This is a genomic window from Nostoc sp. FACHB-110, assembly GCF_014697425.1.
Classification (GTDB): Bacteria; Cyanobacteriota; Cyanobacteriia; order Cyanobacteriales; family Nostocaceae; genus Nostoc_B.
The window spans coordinates 34,275-54,550 of record NZ_JACJRU010000040.1 but is presented as its reverse complement, the minus strand read 5'-3'; the positions used below and the strand labels follow the sequence as shown (position 1 = coordinate 54,550).

The 20,276-nt window shown below is 40.6% G+C and carries 13 protein-coding genes; 7 read left to right on the top strand and 6 right to left on the bottom strand.

Features of this window, described 5'->3' with window-relative positions; genetic code table 11:
- The first annotated feature begins 68 nt into the window (after nucleotides 1–68).
- On the top strand, nucleotides 69–1,262 hold the full coding sequence (locus tag H6G69_RS26650) for a Coenzyme F420 hydrogenase/dehydrogenase, beta subunit C-terminal domain (RefSeq protein ID WP_190692130.1): 1,194 nt from the start codon (nucleotides 69–71) through the stop codon (nucleotides 1,260–1,262).
- A gap of 59 nt (nucleotides 1,263–1,321) precedes the next feature.
- On the opposite strand, the gene H6G69_RS26645 is transcribed toward H6G69_RS26650, so the two are convergent.
- Nucleotides 1,322–1,699: a GxxExxY protein gene (locus H6G69_RS26645; protein ID WP_190692129.1), complete on the bottom strand. Its 378-nt coding sequence runs from the start codon at nucleotides 1,697–1,699 to the stop codon at nucleotides 1,322–1,324.
- Nucleotides 1,700–1,735: 36 nt separating this feature from the next.
- Nucleotides 1,736–2,965 (bottom strand): methionine gamma-lyase family protein, encoded by a 1,230-nt coding sequence (locus H6G69_RS26640; RefSeq protein ID WP_190692128.1) that lies wholly within the window; start codon nucleotides 2,963–2,965, stop codon nucleotides 1,736–1,738.
- 87 nt (nucleotides 2,966–3,052) lie between these two features.
- Here H6G69_RS26640 and H6G69_RS26635 point away from each other — a divergent pair, with 87 nt between their 5' ends.
- The 3 genes from H6G69_RS26635 to H6G69_RS26625 all read left to right on the top strand — a co-directional run bounded on the left by H6G69_RS26635 (nucleotide 3,053) and on the right by H6G69_RS26625 (nucleotide 6,579).
- The gene (locus H6G69_RS26635; protein WP_190692127.1) at nucleotides 3,053–3,871 is read left to right on the top strand and encodes an acyl-CoA desaturase; all 819 of its coding nucleotides are present in this window, start codon (nucleotides 3,053–3,055) and stop codon (nucleotides 3,869–3,871) included.
- A 356-nt stretch (nucleotides 3,872–4,227) separates the two neighbouring features.
- Nucleotides 4,228–5,280: a fatty acid desaturase gene (locus H6G69_RS26630; protein ID WP_190692126.1), complete on the top strand. Its 1,053-nt coding sequence runs from the start codon at nucleotides 4,228–4,230 to the stop codon at nucleotides 5,278–5,280.
- 222 nt (nucleotides 5,281–5,502) lie between these two features.
- Nucleotides 5,503–6,579, top strand: coding sequence for a fatty acid desaturase (locus H6G69_RS26625; RefSeq protein ID WP_190692125.1), 1,077 nt, complete (start codon nucleotides 5,503–5,505; stop codon nucleotides 6,577–6,579).
- A gap of 153 nt (nucleotides 6,580–6,732) precedes the next feature.
- Here H6G69_RS26625 and H6G69_RS34710 read toward each other — a convergent pair whose 3' ends face one another.
- From H6G69_RS34710 to H6G69_RS26610, 3 genes are all read right to left on the bottom strand, one after another.
- Nucleotides 6,733–8,151, bottom strand: a complete 1,419-nt coding sequence (locus tag H6G69_RS34710) for a DUF2808 domain-containing protein (RefSeq protein WP_313952117.1) — start codon at nucleotides 8,149–8,151, stop codon at nucleotides 6,733–6,735.
- Between the two features lie 145 nt (nucleotides 8,152–8,296).
- Nucleotides 8,297–9,790, bottom strand: coding sequence for a glycosyl hydrolase family 57 (locus tag H6G69_RS26615; protein ID WP_190692124.1), 1,494 nt, complete (start codon nucleotides 9,788–9,790; stop codon nucleotides 8,297–8,299).
- Nucleotides 9,791–9,868: 78 nt separating this feature from the next.
- On the bottom strand, nucleotides 9,869–10,744 hold the full coding sequence (locus tag H6G69_RS26610; protein WP_190692123.1) for an SDR family oxidoreductase: 876 nt from the start codon (nucleotides 10,742–10,744) through the stop codon (nucleotides 9,869–9,871).
- Nucleotides 10,745–11,156: 412 nt separating this feature from the next.
- Between H6G69_RS26610 and H6G69_RS26605 the strand changes: the two genes are divergently transcribed.
- Both H6G69_RS26605 and H6G69_RS26600 read left to right on the top strand, forming a co-directional pair.
- Entirely contained in the window at nucleotides 11,157–11,741 is a 585-nt protein-coding gene (locus H6G69_RS26605; protein ID WP_190692122.1) for a hypothetical protein, read from the top strand.
- A gap of 447 nt (nucleotides 11,742–12,188) precedes the next feature.
- A complete protein-coding gene (locus H6G69_RS26600; protein WP_190692121.1) occupies nucleotides 12,189–12,929 on the top strand; it encodes a hypothetical protein in 741 nt (246 codons plus the stop codon).
- A gap of 41 nt (nucleotides 12,930–12,970) precedes the next feature.
- Here H6G69_RS26600 and H6G69_RS26595 read toward each other — a convergent pair whose 3' ends face one another.
- The gene (locus H6G69_RS26595; protein ID WP_190692120.1) at nucleotides 12,971–14,635 is read right to left on the bottom strand and encodes an alpha/beta hydrolase; all 1,665 of its coding nucleotides are present in this window, start codon (nucleotides 14,633–14,635) and stop codon (nucleotides 12,971–12,973) included.
- Nucleotides 14,636–14,871: 236 nt separating this feature from the next.
- On the opposite strand from H6G69_RS26595, the gene H6G69_RS26590 reads away from it, so the two are divergent.
- The gene (locus tag H6G69_RS26590) at nucleotides 14,872–20,232 is read left to right on the top strand and encodes an AAA family ATPase (protein ID WP_190692119.1); all 5,361 of its coding nucleotides are present in this window, start codon (nucleotides 14,872–14,874) and stop codon (nucleotides 20,230–20,232) included.
- The last annotated feature ends 44 nt before the right edge of the window (nucleotides 20,233–20,276 follow it).

Genomic DNA, 20,276 nt, shown 5'->3' with positions numbered 1-20,276 from the left:
CCTTAAGTTTTGTGGAATGTGCAGCCTTCCGCTATCTTAAGTTTTGAGATAACAAAATTTCGCTTAATATGACTTCAGTTTCTCCTCACCAAAAAGCCAAAGCCCTAAAACCCGGTAGCCGTCGCCCAGCCAAAGAACTGTGCAGCGAATGTGGACTATGTGACACATACTATATTCACTATGTCAAGGAAGCTTGTGCGTTTATTACCCAGCAGATAGACACCCTCGAAACCCAAGCCCACAGTCGTTCGCGGCATCTCGACAACCCGGATGAACTGTACTTTGGCGTGCATCAAGAAATGATGGCAGCGCGGAAACAACAGCCCATCGAAGGCGCACAATGGACAGGGATAGTTAGCAGTATTGCCATAGAAATGCTAAATCGTGGCTTAGTGGAAGGCGTAGTCTGCGTTCAAAATACCAAAGAAGACCGCTTCCAACCCATGCCCGTCATTGCTCGCACCCCAGAAGAAATACTGGCAGCACGGGTAAATAAACCAACACTTTCCCCCAACCTTTCTATTTTGGAACAAGTAGAAAAATCCGGGATGAAGCGACTATTAGTGATTGGCGTTGGTTGCCAAATTCAAGCACTCCGGGCAGTAGAAAAGCAACTCGGCCTAGAAAAATTATACGTCTTAGGTACACCCTGCGTAGATAACGTCACCCGCGCCGGACTGAAAAAATTCCTAGAAACCACCAGCCGATCGCCTGAGACAGTAGTACACTACGAATTCATGCAAGACTTCCGTATTCACTTCAAACACGAAGACGGCTCAATCGAGAAAGTCCCCTTCTTTGGCTTAAAAACCAACCAACTCAAAGATGTCTTTGCCCCTTCCTGTATGAGTTGCTTTGATTACGTCAACTCCCTAGCCGATTTAGTCGTTGGTTATATGGGCGCACCCTTCGGCTGGCAATGGATTTTAGTGAGAAATGATACAGGCAAAGAAATGCTGGACTTGGTAAAAGACCAGATAGACACCCAACCTGTAATGTCGCAAGGAAACCGCAAAGAAGCTGTACAACAAGGGATTCCGGCTTATGACAAAGGCGTAACCTTACCGATGTGGGTAGCGAAAATGATGGGCGTGGTGATTGATAAAATCGGCCCCAAAGGTTTGGAATATGCGCGGTTCTCGATTGATTCGCACTTTACCAGAAATTACTTGTATGTGAAGCGGAATCATCCTGAGAAGTTAGAGGCGCATGTGCCGGAGTATGCTAAACGGATTGTTGGACAGTATAAGTTACCGGAATGATGTTTCGCGCAAAGGCGCAAAGGCGCAAAGAGGTTTTTGCGTCTTTGTGCGAAGTTCTTTTACAGTCCGTTGACGAGACGTGTAATACCGTTTTTAATCAATTCTTCACCGAAGTTAATCAGTAGTCCAAGACGTTTGTTAGTTAGGCGAAGGTAAGTAAGTAGTTGTTTCTTGTGTACTGGGTGTAATGTTTCCAAAGACTTGATTTCGATAATAACTTTGTCTTCAACAATCAAGTCTGCTCGGAAACCTTCTTCCAAGCGTATGCCTTCGTAAACCACAGGAATAGCCTGCTGCCTTGCTATCCAAAAACCCTGACTTCCTAACTCATAAGCTAAAACCGTCTCATATACAGATTCAAATAAGCCAGGCCCCAACTTTGTGTGAATCTTATACGCAGCATCAACAATCACCTTAGCAATCTCATTCTCATTCATAAACTTTGCGCCTTTGCGCCTTTGCGCGAAACAATTCTAAGCTTGGCCTACTGCTTCAATCGCCGCCTCTAGGGCGATCGCTACATGAGTCCAATGAGTCCCCCCTTGGCAATAAACTATATAAGGCTCCCGCAAAGGCCCATCCGCCGAAAATTCCAAGGTACTCCCCTCAATAAACGTTCCCCCAGCCATCACAACTTTACTCTCATACCCCGGCATAGCATCAGGTATAGGGTCAAGATAAGAACCCACAGGTGAATTTTGCTGCACCGCCTTACAAAAAGCGATTAACTTTTTCGCAGAACCAAGTTTAATTGCTTGAATCACATCACCACGGGGTGCAAGGGGCGCAGGATTTACCGGATAACCAAGCTTGTCAAACACATAACCAGTCAAAAAAGTTCCCTTCATCGCCTCACCAACCATCTGCGGCGATAAAAATAAGCCTTGGAATAACAAGCGATTTTGGTCAAAAGTAGCACCACCATAACTACCTATACCGGGGGCGGTGAGGCGACAGGCGGCAGCTTCTACCAAGTCAGCCCGGCCAGCTACATAACCGCCGGCGGTGACGATAGTCCCACCAGGATTTTTAATTAAGGAACCCGCCATTAAATCCACACCAACGTGCGTGGGTTCTTGAGTTTCGATAAATTCGCCATAGCAATTATCAACGAAGCAAACCGTATGGGGATTTTGCTGTTTGACGATATGCACAATCTTGGCGATATCCGCAATCGCTAAACTAGGCCGCCAAGAATAACCGCAAGAACGCTGAATTAACACTAAACGAGTGTTAGAAGTAATACTGCTGCTTAAAGCTTGCCAATCAATAGTTCCTCCTAAAGTTAGCTCCAATTGGCGGTATTTTATGCCAAACTCAATAAGGGAGCCTTGGCCTTGTCCCCGCAAACCAATAACTTCTTCGAGCGTATCGTAGGGAGAGCCGACCACTGCTAACATTTCATCACAAGGACGGAGTACACCATAAAGGGCGCAAGCGATCGCGTGAGTTCCCGATACAAACTGCACTCGCACGGCTGCGGCTTCTGCACCCATTACTTCCGCAAAAACTTTATCTAAAGTTTCTCGTCCTAAATCATCATGACCATAGCCACTCACACCGGCAAAGTGGTGCGCTCCTACGCGCTGATTACGAAAGGCATCCAGAACTCTTTTTAGATTATGCTTGACCTGAGCGTCAATTCCAGAAAAAATCTCTAACAGTGCCTGTTCTGCTTGCCGCAGCTGTTCCAAGCTGTTCATTAATGTCCCCATTAAATAAAAAATTATAAATGTGCGGATTGTGCGATCGCGCAGATAAGGCTGAACAATTTCAACACAGGTTACTGCATGACAATTGCTACTTCAACTAAACCTCAAATCAATTGGGTGAATACCCTATTTTTCGTTGGTCTACACATCGGCGCGTTATTTGCCCTTGTTCCTAGCAACTTTAGCTGGACGGCAGTTGGTGTGGGTTTATTACTTTACTGGATAACAGGTGGTTTAGGAATCACCCTAGGTTTTCACCGCCTTGTTACTCACCGCAGTTTCCAAACGCCCAAATGGTTGGAATATCTCTTGGTATTCTTCGGGACATTAGCCTGTCAAGGAGGGCCAATAGAATGGGTAGGGACACACCGCATTCATCATTTATATTCTGATACTGACCCAGATCCCCATGATTCCAATAAAGGCTTTTGGTGGAGCCATATGGGTTGGCTAATTCACAAATGCCCTGCTCATGCTGATGTTCCTCGCTTTACCAAAGATATTGCCGAAGACCCAGTTTATCAGTTTTTAGAAAAATATTTTATTCTCATCCAATTTGCTCTAGGTTTTCTCTTGTTGTTTCTAGGCGGTTGGCCATTTGTCATCTGGGGAATTTTTGTTCGCATTGTCTGGGTTTATCATTGCACCTGGTTAGTGAACAGTGCTACCCATAAATTTGGCTATCGCAGCCATGAATCTGGCGATAACTCAACTAACTGCTGGTGGGTAGCCCTACTAGTTTTTGGTGAAGGTTGGCACAATAACCACCACGCTTTTCAATACTCAGCCCGTCACGGTCTGCAATGGTGGGAAATTGATTTAACTTGGATGACAATTCAACTTTTGCAATTATTTGGTCTGGCTACAAACGTCAAACTTGCAGACAAAAAACAATAATTCGTCTATCATTTGTCATTAGTCATTGGTCTTACAATGATTAATGACAAAGGAATTTCTGAGTGAGCACAATATCAATTATTCAAACAATTTTGAATTCTGATATTTTCGATTGGCACACAGATAAGTTTAGGAGCTTGAGAGTTTTGAATTTTTGATTGATTCTACAAATATATCTGGGTTACTTGTACCATTAAAAACTATTGATCAATTCTAAAAATAGTCTTTAAAAGCTACTTATGTGTGTGCTGAGGTAGCTAAAGTTGCTATAATCCAGAGCGGTAATGTAAAGAAGTTTTGCGGCCAGTTACTTTTTGAGTGACTTGGTGGAGGAGTTTGTTGTTTCTCGGGTTTTCATGACTACATCAATAATTAACACACAAAAAATAAGCAAAGACCTTAGTGATTCTCAACTAAGGCTCAGAGATATTATCAAAACTCTGCCAAAAGAATGTTTTCAGCAGAATAGTCGCAAAGCTTGGACACAAGCTTTCATCAATGTTTTGATGGTAGGCTTAGGATACTATAGTTTGGCGATTTCTCCCTGGTTTCTTTTGCCCCTGGCATGGATTTTTACAGGAACAGCTTTAACAGGTTTTTTTGTTATCGGCCATGACTGCGGTCATCGTTCATTTGCTAAAAAGCGGTGGGTTAATGATTTAGTAGGGCATATATTTATGATGCCGTTAATCTATCCTTTTCATAGTTGGCGAATCAAGCATAATCATCACCACAAACACACCAATAAGTTAGATGAGGATAATGCTTGGCATCCCATCCGTCCAGAAGTTTTTGCCAAGTGGGATCAAACTCGTCAGTCTGCTTTTGAATTATTTATGAAAAAGCGGCTATGGTGGGTAGGTTCCATCGGACATTGGGCTGTTGTGCATTTCGACTGGCGCAAATTTAAAGTTAAAGACCAAGGAAGTATTAAACTTTCTGTGGCTGTCGTGGCGATTTTTGCAGCAGTCGTATTTCCCACCCTCATCGCTACAACTGGTATTTGGGGATTTGTCAAATTCTGGCTTGTGCCTTGGCTGGTGTATCACTTCTGGATGAGTACCTTTACCATTGTTCACCACACCTTCTCTGATGTTCCTTTTGAGGAAGCTAGCAAGTGGAACGAAGCAATGGCACAGCTACATGGTACGATTCATTGTGATTATCCTCGTTGGGTAGAATTTCTTTGCCACGATATTAACGTCCACGTACCCCATCATATTTCTACTGCTATTCCCTCTTATAATTTGCGATTAGCTTACAGCAGCATTAAAGAAAATTGGGGTCATTATTTACATGATGAATTTAAGTTTTCTTGGTCTTTAATGAAACAAATTACAGACCAATGCCAACTTTATGTTACCAATGTTGGCTATCAAACTTTTAATCAATATTACGCAGGCAAATAAGTCAAAATGCTAATAAAATCACTATGAGCTATTTTTTTTGCTCATACGATTCAGATGATTCGTCTGCAAATCACATAACTCTGGCAAATTCTTGACTCAAGATTTATTGCTCAAGAAGTTGCCAGATATTTTTGTCTTGCGTGTATATAAACATTGCAAGTATTTGCAGAGGTAAATTGAAACCTCAAACTCAGTCCGATTTATATTTCATCAAAGAATAACGTGCAAGCACCTACCATTCCTTTCGACAGTTCTCGTGTCAGTCAAGTTTCTGAGGATACAACTAAACTGCCTTTTACTCTTCAGGATTTAAAAGCTGCTATCCCAGAAGAATGTTTTCAGCCTAGTGTAGGCAAGTCACTGTTTTACTTCTTTCGTGACATCGTGATTATTAGTTCTCTTTATGCAGTAGCTCATTACCTTGATTCTTGGTATTTTTGGCCAGTGTTTTGGTTACTGCAAGGCACAATGTTTTGGGCTTTATTTGTTGTTGGGCATGACTGCGGACACCAATCTTTCTCTAAGCACAAATGGCTCAATGATTTAATTGGGCATATCTCTCATACTCCAATATTAGTTCCTTATCATGGTTGGCGCATCAGCCATAGGACACATCATAAAAATACTGGCCATATCGATAACGATGAAAGCTGGTATCCTTTGACAGAATCGGACTACAAACAAATGCCCTTGGAGCAGAAGATAGTTCGATACTATTTATTTTTATTTGCTTATCCAATCTATTTGTTTAAGCGCTCTCCTAATAAAAAAGGTTCCCACTTCTTACCTAATAGCCCACTCTTCAAAGCATCAGAGAAATGGGATGTCATTACTAGTACAGTACTTTGGATAGGGATGGTAGGTTTGTTGGGTTTTCTCACCTATCAATGGGGTTGGATGTGGTTGTTGAAATACTACGCAGCACCATACATCGTATTTGTGATTTGGTTGGATTTGGTAACTTTCCTACATCACACTGAGTCTGATATTCCTTGGTATCGTGGCGAAGATTGGACTTTTCTTAAAGGTGCAATTTCTAGTATCGATCGCAATTATGGTTGGTTCAATCACATCCACCACGATATCGGTACTCACGTTGCCCATCACATCTTCTTGAATATCCCTCACTACAATTTGTTAAAAGCAACACAAGCAATTAAACCTGTAATGGGTGAACACTATCGTCAGTCGGAAGAACCTATTTGGAAAGCTTTATGGCGTTCTGCTAATAGCTGTCTTTTTGTTCCCGATACAGGTGGGAAGGTATATTACACATCCAACAAGAAGTCAGTTGGATAGATTACAGGTTGCAGAGTTAACAATCTTTGAATGTACTAACCAACGCTTATTTCTCTAGATTCAAATCTGAAATACAAAAGTCCGCCTAGGCGGACTTTTTATCTTTTGGGGAAACTCTTTTATCTCTTGCTGATTCTCCGTGCCCCATTTAGCTCAAATATTCTGATAAAAACTCAATCTGCCAAAGCCCAAAAATTGACCACGGGTATTGTCTCCCATTGGAAATGCTGTCACGCCAAAGAGATATACACCATTTCTTTGAGGATTCTGCACAGCTTTTAAAGCAATCGTGATTTTTGTACCAGGAGAGACTGGCGGATCAAAAGTCAAAGATACAGTTTGATTTTTTTTGTCACTACTAACATCTTTCAACTCTATTTTTTCGCCTTTGTGAGAACGTGTACCTTGAAAAGCAACACTGTCTTTGAGATGAAAGCGAATATATTCTGCACCTTCACGCTGGTTAATTGTAATTTGTTGTAGTGAAGTACCAGCATCTTCAGGGACTTGAATTGTAAAGTAATAGATTGCGCCTAGAGCTTTAGCCTGATTGTAACTAGTAGTAGTTTCAACTAAGCGCGGCTGTTGGACGAAATATGTTGTTCGAGGTGCAGTAGATTGTAAGGATGTTGGTGATGGAGTTTGAGGCGATGGTGTTGTGGCCACGGAAGATGCTATATCTTGCGTCGGATTAAAGGCAAAAGAACCAACCAAAGATGAAGATTCCCAAGGTGTTTGTTTACCATTTGTTGTTTTGAGTACTTCAGATCGTACTTGTTTAAACATTTGCTCTACGTCTAGGCGAGGAATTTTCATCTGACTTAACAAAGCCGTTGTGTAGGGACTGTTGCGCCCATCACCATCAAAAGCAACTTTTCCGGGGGCGGTAGCATAAGCAATTAATGTCCCTTTAACAGCTTGTATTGGTGCAGCTAAACCACGTTGTAGAGAACGCCATTGCCGAGCGAAAGGATTATTGCGACAGGCATCTAAAATAATAAAGTTGGCATCATTATCTGCGTCTTCCATGACATTTAAAACTTTGCCAATTGCCATTGCTTCATAACGCACATCTTGTTCTCTTTCTAGTTTTGCCGTTATGGGGATTAAGTAGTTTTCTCCGTCTACTTGTAATCCGTGGCCGGAAAAGTAAAATAGTCCCACTCCGCCGCGACGCAATTGACGATTGAAGTTATCGAGTGCTTCTTCCATCTGTCGCAAGTCTGCATCTTTGAGTAATGTAACTTCAAAGCCCAGTTGCCGTAACGAATTAGCGATATCTGTGGCATCGTTAACAGGATTAGGTAATTTATCGGCTGATTGGTAATTAGAATTACCAATAATTAATGCAGAGCGACGTTGATGTTGTGCTGGGAGAGGATTTTGGGCGTAGATGTGCAGCAATGATGCGGCAGTTTGGGCGGTTTGGGTCGGTTGCCAACTGCCAAAACCAAAAAGCTTGGCGTTAGACATCGCTATATTGTTTCCTATCTTGATGTGAGCAAAACTAAACGTTAATGGCAACAATAGTGCCGCAGTTCCTAACGATAGTTGCTTGATTGGCCACAACATTTTGTTACTTCTCACTCAAGATTTTGATAAATTTTAATTATCTCAAATAGATTTTAATTCACATTGAATCATAATTTAAATTTCTATTTAACTAAGTTTACAAGGTAGAGAAGGGGAATTGAAATGCCTATGCTTGTATTACAAGTTATAAATTTGCGTGCAATAAACTTTCACCTCGTTGATAAATTTCTCTAGCATAGTTTGTCCAAGTACCTTGTCCCCAATAACGAAAGCAACTAGTTTGGAGTAATAAGTTATATAGTAGTGCCTGACGATAGGGAGATTGTTGAGTAATATTTTCGGATTCATGATTTAATAGCGATTTCTCTATTTTTTCATGAAATAAACTGCTGAGTTTGTTCATAGGTGATAATACATTCTCATATCCTTTTACCCAACTGATATGATTCGTCCAAGAAGCACCATCAACATGAAAATTAGGATTAATTTGCTTTAATTCTTGGATGGCATTTTCCACAGCTTCAGGTGTGCAATTATTTGGAGAAACTCTTTGCCAAATTTGATGTTGTCCTATTGGTTGGCAAGGGAGATAATCTTGGGGTTGACAACCTGCGGCTTCAATTAACTCTAAATATTCTGTACCACACACCCCAACCACACCTGATTTACCACCGCCATGATTTACCATATCCCACCATGCTTGTTTGAAAGCACTGGGGAATTCATTCATCATCACACCGCCATTTTCACCATCACCAATTTGACTGACGATTGGCGGTACTAATATATTGCCTATTTGTTGTTTTGATAAGGTTTTCGCTTCGTAGTATGGTTGCATTTGGGCAACTAATTTTGTATCAGAACCTTGAGTTTTAATTAAGGCGGTGATACTAATGGTTTCGCCTTGGGAATTGCGAGCAATTAAACGGTGTGGTAAATGTCTATCAGTTAAAGGTTCGCCGTTAATTGTCTCTACAGAATGTTCTTGGACAAGTAACCAACGATAGCCGCATTCTTTGAGTGATTTGATAAATTCAAATAGGGTATCGGGATGATTGGGGAGGTGCATTTCTGGTGGCGAAAAACCTTTGACGCGTGCCAATGCTTCCCAGCCAAAAATAGCAGCAAAATGTTGTTGCCAAGCAATAATGTGCAATTTTATATCGGGTATGGGTGTAGAAGGAACAACAGCATGACTCCACATTGTTCCCAACCACTCGACATAAGGTTGATAAGTAGTATCGCAAGTAATTCGTTTGAGGTTGTCGAGGATATCGTTGCGTTTCATTTGGCGCAATCCCCACAACAAATTGCCAGAGTAATCTAACATGACGCGGGGATTGCAACCTTGGCTGACAAGTTCGGGAATGAAATCTCCCATCCGGCTATAGCAATAAGCAAAAGGCCCGGCGTTGTGGTTATCACCTTCGTGGGGATGTTCAAACATATATTGCAGATTGCTAATTAGTTCGCCACCATAGCCTGCGGGGATAGTTGGCTGGTGCATATGTAAGGCGATCGCAAATACCGCATTAATATCCTCTAACCTAATATTAGTGGAGGGTAAAAACACAGGTTCGTTGTGGTTGACAACAGCAAGAACCTCTTTTTCCCAGCCAGAAATACTTGGTAAGCCATCAATGATTTCTGGGGGAAGAGTAGTAGGTATGGCAAGCATAAAGTATGAGGAAGAAAACTTTTCATCCCTCATACTGTATCTTTATTGTTGCGATAGGCGATCGCGTAGCAGAATCTCTTAAGACTTACGTGCAGATACCAACGTAGTCACGTTTCTTGATAGCAAAACATCAAAGAAACGATTGATTTTACTCAATAAACCGGGTTTTTCTTCAAGCTGCTGCTTTTTTGGTGGTGTGGCAATTTTCAAAATTAACTCTAACAACCAAGGTGCGAGGCGTTGACACCACACAGCTAAATGACTTTGCCATCCGACTAAAATTTCTGGTGTATCATTCTGCAATCCAACAATGAATGCTTGCGCTACTTGTTGCGGTGTCATCGGGATCACCCAACGGAATAGTTGCAAGTCGCGCACCATGTCTGTGTCTGTAAGGGAAGGTAATAAGGCTTGGACTTGAATATTGTACTCAGCTAGTTCTTGGCGTAAGGCTTGGGTAAACCCTAAGATGGCAAACTTTGTGGCTGAATATGTTGCCATCGTCGGTGCGGCGACTTTGCCCATTAAGCTAGAGACGTTGACAATTGTTCCTTGTCTTTGGCTAGCCATCCGCCGGGCGATGAGACTGGTGAGGGTGTACATTCCCAATAAATTCACCGAGATTTCTTCTTGCACTTGGGGAAGTTTAGAACGCAAGAATGAAGTTTGATATGCGACTCCTGCACAGTTAACGAGTAGATGAATAGGTCCATGATTGCGCCATAGTTGCGCTACAGCAATATTTACTTCCGTGGAGTGAGTTAAATCGACTGACATGATTACGGCTTCTGTTCCCATCGCTTCGATTTCTTGGGCGACTTGGGCTAGTTTGTCGCGATCGCGCGCTATTAAAATCAGGCGTTTCATCCCTTGTTGCGCTAGGGCTAAAGCGATCGCTTTACCAATCCCACGAGATGCCCCTGTAATTAGAGCAATGCTACCTTGAATCTTCATCGGTTTTCACCTCTAAAATTTTAGTCTTACCCAGGTTTTTTCTGGTTGTTACCGCAGGTAAAACAAATCATTTATCCCTCGTTGAACTCAAAGGGAAATTAAGACTTGAGTAATTAGATATTTCGCCTTCTAGAATGGTTCATACTTTTACCTCTTTGAGATTCAGTAGCTTGACTTACACACGTTAACAATTAAAACAAGTAGCTGCAATATTTTTTAATAAGAATTTCTTAATATTCCTTAACAAAGTTTATATATATGCGAATTTTTAGAGAAATAAGTTTTACGAATACGACTGGACAAATATCTGTTTTTCTTGACAATAACCAGCTATATCTGATTTGTAAAAATCTTCTGGGTTAAAAAAGATTTTCTGCTAGATTGTCCTCAGTGCAATTACTGAATTTGCCTCATGAACACTCCTAGCCATGCAATTTTAAATCTGTTTATTTTGAATCGACAGATAGGAACACAGGTCAACAACGCCATCTGTATTGGCGCAATTTTGCCAGATATACCAATATTTCTGTTTTATTTTGTGATGAAATTTGTCTATCGTTTACCATCGCGTCAGATTTGGTCAGAAGTTTACTACCAACCGTTTTGGCAGACTATTATTAGTACCTTTCACTCGTTGCCTTTAGCGTTGATTGGAGTTTTAATTGCCCATTTTTGTAGTTGGCGACTGATAGAAGTAGGGTTTATGAGTATGGTATTACACGACCTTTTAGATTTACCAGTTCATAACCACGATGCCCATAGACACTTGTTTCCTTTTAGTAATTATCGCTTTATCAGTCCGATTTCTTACTGGGACACCAACCATTATGGCAAGATTGTGGCTTTCGTAGAGATTTTGTTGGTGTTCATAGCTAGTATATCGCTATTTTCGACAATGCGATCGCTTTTAACTAAAGTGTTGTTAATAACCGTCAATATATTTTATTGGGTGGGATATTTCTGGTTTTATTTAAAAGTTCATAAAGTAACTCCCTAGAAAAATTACTTAGTAGTGATTATAGAACAATTAATTTTGAAAAAATTAGGTTTACTCCGATCTCCAACTTGTCATAGAAGGCGGGGATATGAATATTGGCTAAGATTGAGACTGTGATAATTGCAGGCACTGTTACTTAAGTAATTTACTTAAGTAACAGTGTAAAAAGTAGATAAAGTTCCTAAAACACAGTTGTTATTTTCCCTGATAGAGGTTTAGACTGACCATAAGAGAACAGCGAATACTTAAGTATTCCCAACCAGCAATCAACATAGTATCAAAACGCATCAATATATTTTCCCTCTGGCCATTCATTGAATGGTTAATAATGATGGCTGAAATCTCATTTTTTAGAGAGTTTAGCAATATCCAAGTGGAAAAATATTGCTGATAAATTTGGCTAATATATGTCCAATATTTTGTATTTCATTTAATCAGGATATCAAAATGAAAGACGTTTTAGATTATATTAAAACCCAAGAAAACAAATTTGCTCAATTACCATTCTTTCAATTTTTAAAAGATAGCAGTATTGACCCTTACCAGCGATTAACTTGGTTTCCTTGCTTGGCACATTTCGCCATGAGCTTTAAAGATTTAAATAATGACATTCTTAGAGATGAGCATAGCGAACACCCACTGCAAAAAATGGTAAATCGCCATGCACTAGAAGACGGTAGCCACTGGAAATGGTATCTCAAAGATTTAGAAACACTAGAGATTGACCAAGTAATGCGCTTTAGTGATTTTCTCAAATTTATGTGGAGTGATAAAACCCTAAAAACTCGTCGTCTTTCTAATAATTTATCAGCGATGTGTCGCTATGAAACTGATATTTTACTCAAAATAGTCATCATTGAAGCGATTGAAGCTACAGGAAGCCCAGCCCTCAGTGCAATGGCACAAGTTAGTGAAGAATTGCGCGCAAATACGAATAAAAGATACTATTACTTTAGCTCCCATCATGTGAAAGTAGAAACCGGACATATTCAATCTGGGATGGAATATAACGAGATAGAGAATTTCTTATACAGTATTGAATTATCTCCAGCACAAAAAGCTAAAGCATTGGTTTTAGTTGACCAAGTTTTTGACAGTTTTACAGAATGTATAAATGGGCTGATGCAGTTTGCCGAGCAACATAATTTTCAAGAATTAAAAGCTAGACCCAGATATGCCTTAAATTAAGGGTAAGTAGCTAGCCATACTTTTTTATTACCCTTAAATTGCTAAAATTTATTTGATTTTTGATTAGGTTCATCTTGAGATGCTTGCGCTAATTGGTCTGTTGTCAAAGAGTTAATTAAACTCAAATTTAAAGGTGTTTGGCTAATATATTGGGCATAGGCAGGTTGTAAATAAGCGCGATATTCCGGCTTGTTAAGTAAATTACTTTCTAAAAAAGCCACACTGAAAGCTTTTAAATAAGAATAAGCGGCTTTTGGGTCAGGGCCAATTAATCCAGATGGTACGGGTAAGACATTACCTGTAGGCGTAGATTCTTCGATTGCTGTAAAGTGGGTAGCATTGGCAATTAACAACAGATATTTATTAGGTTCAGCAAGCCAAGTAAAAGGGCGAACTTGCTCTGCAAGAGTTGGTGCAAAAATATCTTGACTACCTGAAACTAACATTACCGGAACTTTGATTTGGCTGATACCACTTTGACCTAATACGGAACTGTTAATAGGATTAATCGCCATAACAGCCTTAATGCGACTGTCTTGGAGTAAATAATTTTTAGGTGCTAATTCAGCAGCTTGACATTGCAACAATAGAGACAAATTTAAGGATCTATTGGGATAACAATCTTGTTGTAGTTGGGGAAAGTTTAATGTGGCTCCGGCTAACGTTAAAACAGTGTAACCACCAAAAGAATGACCAATGGCTCCTACTTGCTGAAAATTGATTTTACCTTTGAGATCAGCATTAACTGTTTCTAAACGTTGAAGTTCATCAAGTACATATTTAACATCTAAAGGTCTGTCGATAAATTCTCGAGGTTCAGGGGGGCCAGCTAAACCTGCAAAGTATTGTTGAAAGCGTTGGGAATTACTACCAGGATGGTCTAAGGCGACAACTGCAAAGCCATAGGAAGCCAAATGTTGCGCTAGATACACCAAAGCATAGCGGTCTGAAGCTAGGCCGTGAGAAATCACCACTAAAGGATAAGGAGGTGTAGGCTGATTTGCGTTTTGGGACTTTGCTTTTGGTAGATAAACATCTACAGGTAAACGACGATTTCGGTTGACATCATTGAGTTCCAAATAGACTTTTTGGAAACTAAATGCGCCTGGTTTACGTAAATCTGGCTTTTGCGAAAAATCAGTGTTTGCATTTAAAGTTCCTACAAGGGATTGTTGTTGTAAATATCCAACAACTGCATCTCTAGTTTTGAGTAATTCTGATAAGTTATTAACTATTTTGACTCCCTCGGTAAAATTGAGACGAATAGTTCCCGAAGGAAACCTACGGATAATATTGACAACATTTAATCCTTGAGGGTCGTTAGCAGCTAAAATCAACGCACTTCGCAAAGCATAGAAACCATTTTGGCGAGATTCTGTTAATAATAATTCTCCTAAACGCTGTACTACTTGTTCGCCTATAGGGGAATAAGTAAATTGAGATACAAGAGTAGGCGTAACATTAAAACGTTGTTGTAATAATTCTCGCAGTTGCGCTAATTGCTCAGGCGTAGCTCTTTTGGCATATAATTCTAAATCGCCTGATACTTTGCCTTCTTTGGCAAAAGTTTCTAAAGATTTAGTAGATATAGAAAATTCTCCAAAGGGAGCATAAAAAAAGCTAATGCGCTCGGCTCCCAAGCTAGGAGAGGCTGATAAAGCGGTGGATAATAGCCCTAAACTGAGATATTTCAGGAATTTTTTCATAACCTGCGGTTAAACCAAGAATAATCGGTAATATAAAGTAGCGATCGCTAATATAGAAGGTTTTGACAAATTCCGCGAAGGCAGTAGGGATGATTTTCGGACTGATGTAGAAAATTTAATTGTTGAAATTAGATGTCAGGGTTTTGCTAACTTACGCGTCTATTCTTGGCAGTTTTAAAACCTTGCAAATTATACTGAGTAGGCTGCTAAAAATAGAGCTGACGCTTTAGCCATCTATGATCACACTAGAAGGGTACAAAATTTTAAGGGAACTGTACGAAAGCCCCCATTCTCAGGTGTATCAAGGCTACCGCGAGTCTGATCGCCAGCTGGTAGTATTAAAATTGCTGCGATGGGAATATCCGCCTCCAGAAGCGATCGCTCGGTTTAAACTGGAATATGAACTGACTCGTCGCTTTCAAGTACCTGGCATTATTCAAGCCTACAGCTTAGAAAAATACGAAAATACTTTAGTCTTAGTCTTAGAAGATTTTGGTGGGCAACCTCTACGTAATTTACTCCATCAACCACCCATACTAATAGAAAATTTTTTACACCTAGCGATTCAAGTAGCAGCAGCTTTAGGTGCAATTCATCAGCAGCAAATTATTCATAAAGATATTAATCCTGGCAATATTCTCCTCAACCCCAACACGCAACAAGCCAAGATTATCGACTTTGGCATTGCTACTTTGTTATCCAAAGAAGATCCCACCTTACGTAACCTTAATGTTTTAGAAGGCACTTTATCTTATATTTCTCCTGAACAAACAGGGAGAATGAATCGCACTATTGATTATCGTACTGATTTCTATTCCTTGGGGGTGACTTTTTACGAACTGCTAACACAGCAATTACCGTTTATTAGTGATGATCCGGTGGAATTAGTTCACAGCCACATTGCTAAACAACCCCTTCCCCCGCATCAACTAAATTCGGCCATTCCTTTGGTTGTCTCTAACTTAGTGATGAAGTTGCTGGAAAAGACGGCTGAAGCGCGTTATCAAAGTGCCTTTGGCTTACAAGCAGATTTAGAACAATGTTTAGAACTACTCCGCAATACAGGCGAAATCGCCACATTTGAATTAGGACAGCAGGATATTTCCGGCAGATTTCAAATTCCGCAAAAACTTTACGGACGAGAACCAGAAGTTGCCAACCTACTAACAGCCTTTGACAGGGCTAGTCAGGGCAGTAGTGAAGTCATGCTGATTGCGGGTTATTCGGGAATTGGGAAATCAGCCTTAGTGCAGGAAATTTATAAACCCATCACCCAAAAACGGGGTTATTTCATTGCTGGCAAGTTTGATCAATTTCAACGTAATATTCCCTATAGCGCGCTAATTCAGGCATTTACAGGTTTAATTCGTCAACTTTTAACCACCACGGAAGCAGAAATTAACCTCTGGCGGGAAAAGCTATTAAATGCGTTGGGGGTGAACGCGCAGATAATTATTGATGTCATTTCCGAAGTTGAACTAATTATTGGCAAACAGCCACCTGTAATTGAATTACCACCACAGGAAGCGCAAAACCGCTTTAATTTAGTTCTGCAAAACTTTATTACTGTTTTTACCCAAAAAGAACATCCTTTAGTAATTTTCTTGGATGATTTGCAATGGGCGGATAGTGCATCTTTGCAGTTAATTGAGATGTTAACTAGCCAGCCAGATAGTGAATATTTGTTGCTAATTGGCGCGTATCGAGATCATGAAGTAGATTCTACCCATCCTTTACGCAGTGCGATCGCATCTTTAGAACAAGCAGGGGTAAAAATTCACGAACTCACCTTAACACCTTTAGAACTACCCCAAATTCAAGAACTTTTGGGCGATACCTTTAATAGTCGTAATTCTGGGAGGTTAGCACCCCTAGCCCAACTCCTACAGCAAAAAACCAACGGCAACCCCTTCTTTATGAACGAGTTTTTGAAGTCGTTGTATACAGAAGGATTGTTGCAATTTGATGTGCAAAAACGAGAATGGGACTGGCAATTAACCAAAATTCAGGCGGCGCAAATTACCGATAACGTCGTTGAATTGATGGCGGGCAAAATTCAAAAGCTACCAGATGCAACTCAACAGGCATTGAAATTAGCATCTTGTATTGGTAATCAATTTGACTTAAAAACCTTAGCCATCGTTCAAAAAAAATCCTTACCAGAGACAGCCACCAATTTATGGGAAGCAGTGGAAATGGGGCTGATATTACCCCAAGGTAACAATTACCAATTATTGCAAGTAGGCGATCGCGAAATTGCCGCCAACCTGACAAACTTAGATGTAGTCTACAAATTTTTGCACGATCGCGTCCAGCAAGCCGCCCATTCTCTTATTCCCACCAAAGAAAAACAAGCAGTTCATTTGCAAATCGGGCAATTATTATTACAAAGTATCAGTCCCCAAGAGCAAGAAGACAAGATTTTTGACATTGTTAATCAATTAAACTTTGGCTTGAGTTTAATTACAGACGCTCAACAACGGCAAGAACTCGCGCAGTTGAACTTAACAGCCGGGAAAAAAGCTCAAGCCTCCGCCGCCTACGAACCTGCTTTAGAGTATCTCACCACCGGAATTAACTTTCTCCAAGCTAACCGTTGGCAACAGCAGTATCCTTTAACCTTGGCACTGCACGAAGCTGCTGTTGAAGCTGCATATCTAACTGGCGCGTTTGAAGGCATGGATGAATTAATTGAGGAGGTGTTACGCCATACCCAAACTACCCTCGATCAAGTGCAGGTATATGCTGTTAAAATTCAATCTTTGATTGCCCGTGATGAACTTTTAGCAGCTTCCAAATTAGGGCTACAAGTTCTCAAACTACTGGGAATTCCCATCGCGGCTAACCCCGGACAAGTGCAGATTATTTTGGGATTGTTAAAAACTAAACTTGCTTTAGCAGGTAGACAGGTACAAGCTTTAGCTGATTTACCGCAACTTACCAACCCGAATAAATTAGCCGCAATTCGCATCCTGGCTAGTATTGCTTCGCCAACTTATCTCGCCGCCCCTAACGTTTTCCCCCTAACTGTATTTAAACAGGTGGAACTCTCAGCGATACATGGTAACGCCCCAGAATCAGCCTTTGCTTACGCTACGTATGGCTTGATTCTCTGTGGTGTAGTCGGAGATTTAGCAGGAGGATACGAGTTTGGGGAATTGGCATTACAACTAATAGAACGCTTCAACGCCAAAAATATCCAAGCTAGAACCCTGTTGGTAGTGAATTGCTTTGTGCGTCACTGGCGAGAACCGATATTAAATACTATTCCAGCATTACAAGCCGCCTTCCAAATAGGGCGAGATACAGGGGATACAGAATATGCTTCCTTTGCTGCTAATGCTTGCAGTAGTCATTGCTACTTTTGTGGACAAGAATTAACTGGTGTAGATGCACAGCTAGGTATTTATGTAGAAGCAATTCAAAAATTTAAGAAAAAGCCAGTTTTTGACTTAATTCAAATGTACCGTCAAGCGATCGCAAATTTACAAGGTAAAAATGCCAATCCCTGTGAATTGGTAGGAGAGTTCTACGATGCAACCAAGATGTTACCGCTACACATCGAAACGAACTATCGCACAGCAATTTTTACTGTTTATACTCACCTGTTGACGCTAAATTACCTGTTTGAAGACTACGCTACGGCTTGCCAAAATGCTGATTTGGCAATTCCTTATTTAGATGCGGTGGTGGCATTATTTGTGGTTGGCTGGTTCTATTTTTATGATTCTTTAGCCAGATTAGCCGCAGCAACTACCAAAAATTTACCAGAACGCCAAACCCTAATTAAACAAGTAGCCGCCAATCAAAAAAAATTGAAAACTTGGGCGCAATTTGCCCCTAGTAACTACGCCCATAAATTGGCATTAGTCGAAGCAGAATGGCATCGGGTACAAGGGGAAGCAGCAGAGGCGATCGCGTGTTATGATCGTGCTATAACCTTAGCCCAAGAAAATCAATATCCTAACGAAGCGGCTTTAGCCAATGAGTTAGCAGCTAAATTTTACCTCGCCCAAAATAAGTTAAAGGTAGCCCAAGGATATATGCAAGACGCTTGCTATCTTTATTTGCAATGGGGCGCAACTGCTAAGGTGAAATATTTAGAAACTCAATATCCCCAACTGTTAGCCCGCAAGTTAGAAAGGGTGATTTTACCGCATCTCACAACCAAAAGTACTAACGCCAGCAGTATTACTAGTAGTAGCGGCTCCGCCTCCCTCGACTTGATGACAGTCATGAAAGCCTCTCAAGCTTTGTCAGGGGAAATTCAGCTAGATAAATTGCTGGCTAACTTGATGAGAATTTTAATGGAAAATGCCGGGGCGCAACGCGGTTTTCTGCTATTAGAAACCAAAGGAAAATTTTTAATTGAAGCCCAAGCAATTGTTGAACAAAATAGCGTCAAGGTATTAGAATCTCTCTCAATTGAAGATAGCCAGTTGCTTTCCGTCGCCATTGTTAACTACGTTATCCGCACTAAAACTAGCGTTGTGTTGAATGATGCTACACGCAAAGGCGAATTTATCCGCGATGCTTATATTCGCCAATCCCAACCGCGATCGCTTTTATGCGCGCCGTTAATTAATCAAGGCAAATTAGCCGGAATTGTCTATTTAGAGAATAACTTAACAACAGGAGCCTTTACCCCAGACCGCCTAGAATTACTCAACTTACTTTCGACACAGGCGGCGATTTCCATTGAAAATGCCCGTTTATACACAAATTTAGCCGCCCTCAACCAAGCCTACGAACGTTTTGTCCCGCGCCAATTTCTCCAAGTCTTGAACAAAGAAAGTATTGTCGATGTGCAGTTGGGGGATCAAGTGCAAAGAGAAATGTCAGTTTTATTTACTGATATTCGCTCCTTTACTACCCTTTCGGAAACCTTAACTCCCGCCGAAAACTTTCAATTTATCAACTCTTATCTTAGTTGCATGGAACCGATAATTATTCAACACAACGGTTTCATTGATAAATATATTGGCGATGCAATTATGGCGTTATTTGCTAAAGATGCAGATGACGCAGTGCAAGCCGGAATCGCTATGTTAAAAACCTTAGTAACTTACAACCAAGAACGCCAAATTAATGGTTACTCACCAATTGAAATTGGCATTGGCATTAATACAGGTTCGTTAATTTTAGGCACAGTTGGCGGCTTAAATCGGATGGATGGCACAGTAATTAGTGATGCAGTTAACTTAGCTTCTCGCATTGAAGGCTTAACCAAAACATTCAGCACACCACTATTAATTACCGACCAAACTTATCAAAGGTTGAAAAAATGCGATCGCAATTATATCCGCGTAGTCGGACAGGTGAAAGTAAAAGGTAAAATGATTGCCGTCACTGTGCATGAAGTGTTTGCTGCTGATGCCTTAGAAGTGAGACAAGGTAAACTAGCAACAAAAGAATTATTTGCCCAAGGATTAGCATTTTATGAACAACAAAAATTTGCTGTTGCTTCCCAATATTTTCAAGAATGTTTGCAACAAAATCCCTTAGATAAAGTTGCAAAAATATATTTGAATTTCTGTAAATCTGAGTTGCAAATATCCACAACCTTTGCTGAAGATATTACCACAATATTTAGGTGAGGCGAATGTTTTTTAACGCAAAGTTACGCAGAGTCAAGCGCAAA

Coding starts and splice junctions, on each gene's coding strand:
- H6G69_RS26650 (WP_190692130.1), top strand. CDS start 69: ATGACTTCAGTTTCTCCTCACCAAAAAGCCAAAGCCCTAAAACCCGGT.
- H6G69_RS26645 (WP_190692129.1), bottom strand. CDS start 1,699: ATGAATGAGAATGAGATTGCTAAGGTGATTGTTGATGCTGCGTATAAG.
- H6G69_RS26640 (WP_190692128.1), bottom strand. CDS start 2,965: ATGAACAGCTTGGAACAGCTGCGGCAAGCAGAACAGGCACTGTTAGAG.
- H6G69_RS26635 (WP_190692127.1), top strand. CDS start 3,053: ATGACAATTGCTACTTCAACTAAACCTCAAATCAATTGGGTGAATACC.
- H6G69_RS26630 (WP_190692126.1), top strand. CDS start 4,228: ATGACTACATCAATAATTAACACACAAAAAATAAGCAAAGACCTTAGT.
- H6G69_RS34710 (WP_313952117.1), bottom strand. CDS start 8,151: ATGTTGTGGCCAATCAAGCAACTATCGTTAGGAACTGCGGCACTATTG.
- H6G69_RS26615 (WP_190692124.1), bottom strand. CDS start 9,790: ATGCTTGCCATACCTACTACTCTTCCCCCAGAAATCATTGATGGCTTA.
- H6G69_RS26610 (WP_190692123.1), bottom strand. CDS start 10,744: ATGAAGATTCAAGGTAGCATTGCTCTAATTACAGGGGCATCTCGTGGG.
- H6G69_RS26605 (WP_190692122.1), top strand. CDS start 11,157: ATGAACACTCCTAGCCATGCAATTTTAAATCTGTTTATTTTGAATCGA.
- H6G69_RS26600 (WP_190692121.1), top strand. CDS start 12,189: ATGAAAGACGTTTTAGATTATATTAAAACCCAAGAAAACAAATTTGCT.
- H6G69_RS26595 (WP_190692120.1), bottom strand. CDS start 14,635: ATGAAAAAATTCCTGAAATATCTCAGTTTAGGGCTATTATCCACCGCT.
- H6G69_RS26590 (WP_190692119.1), top strand. CDS start 14,872: ATGATCACACTAGAAGGGTACAAAATTTTAAGGGAACTGTACGAAAGC.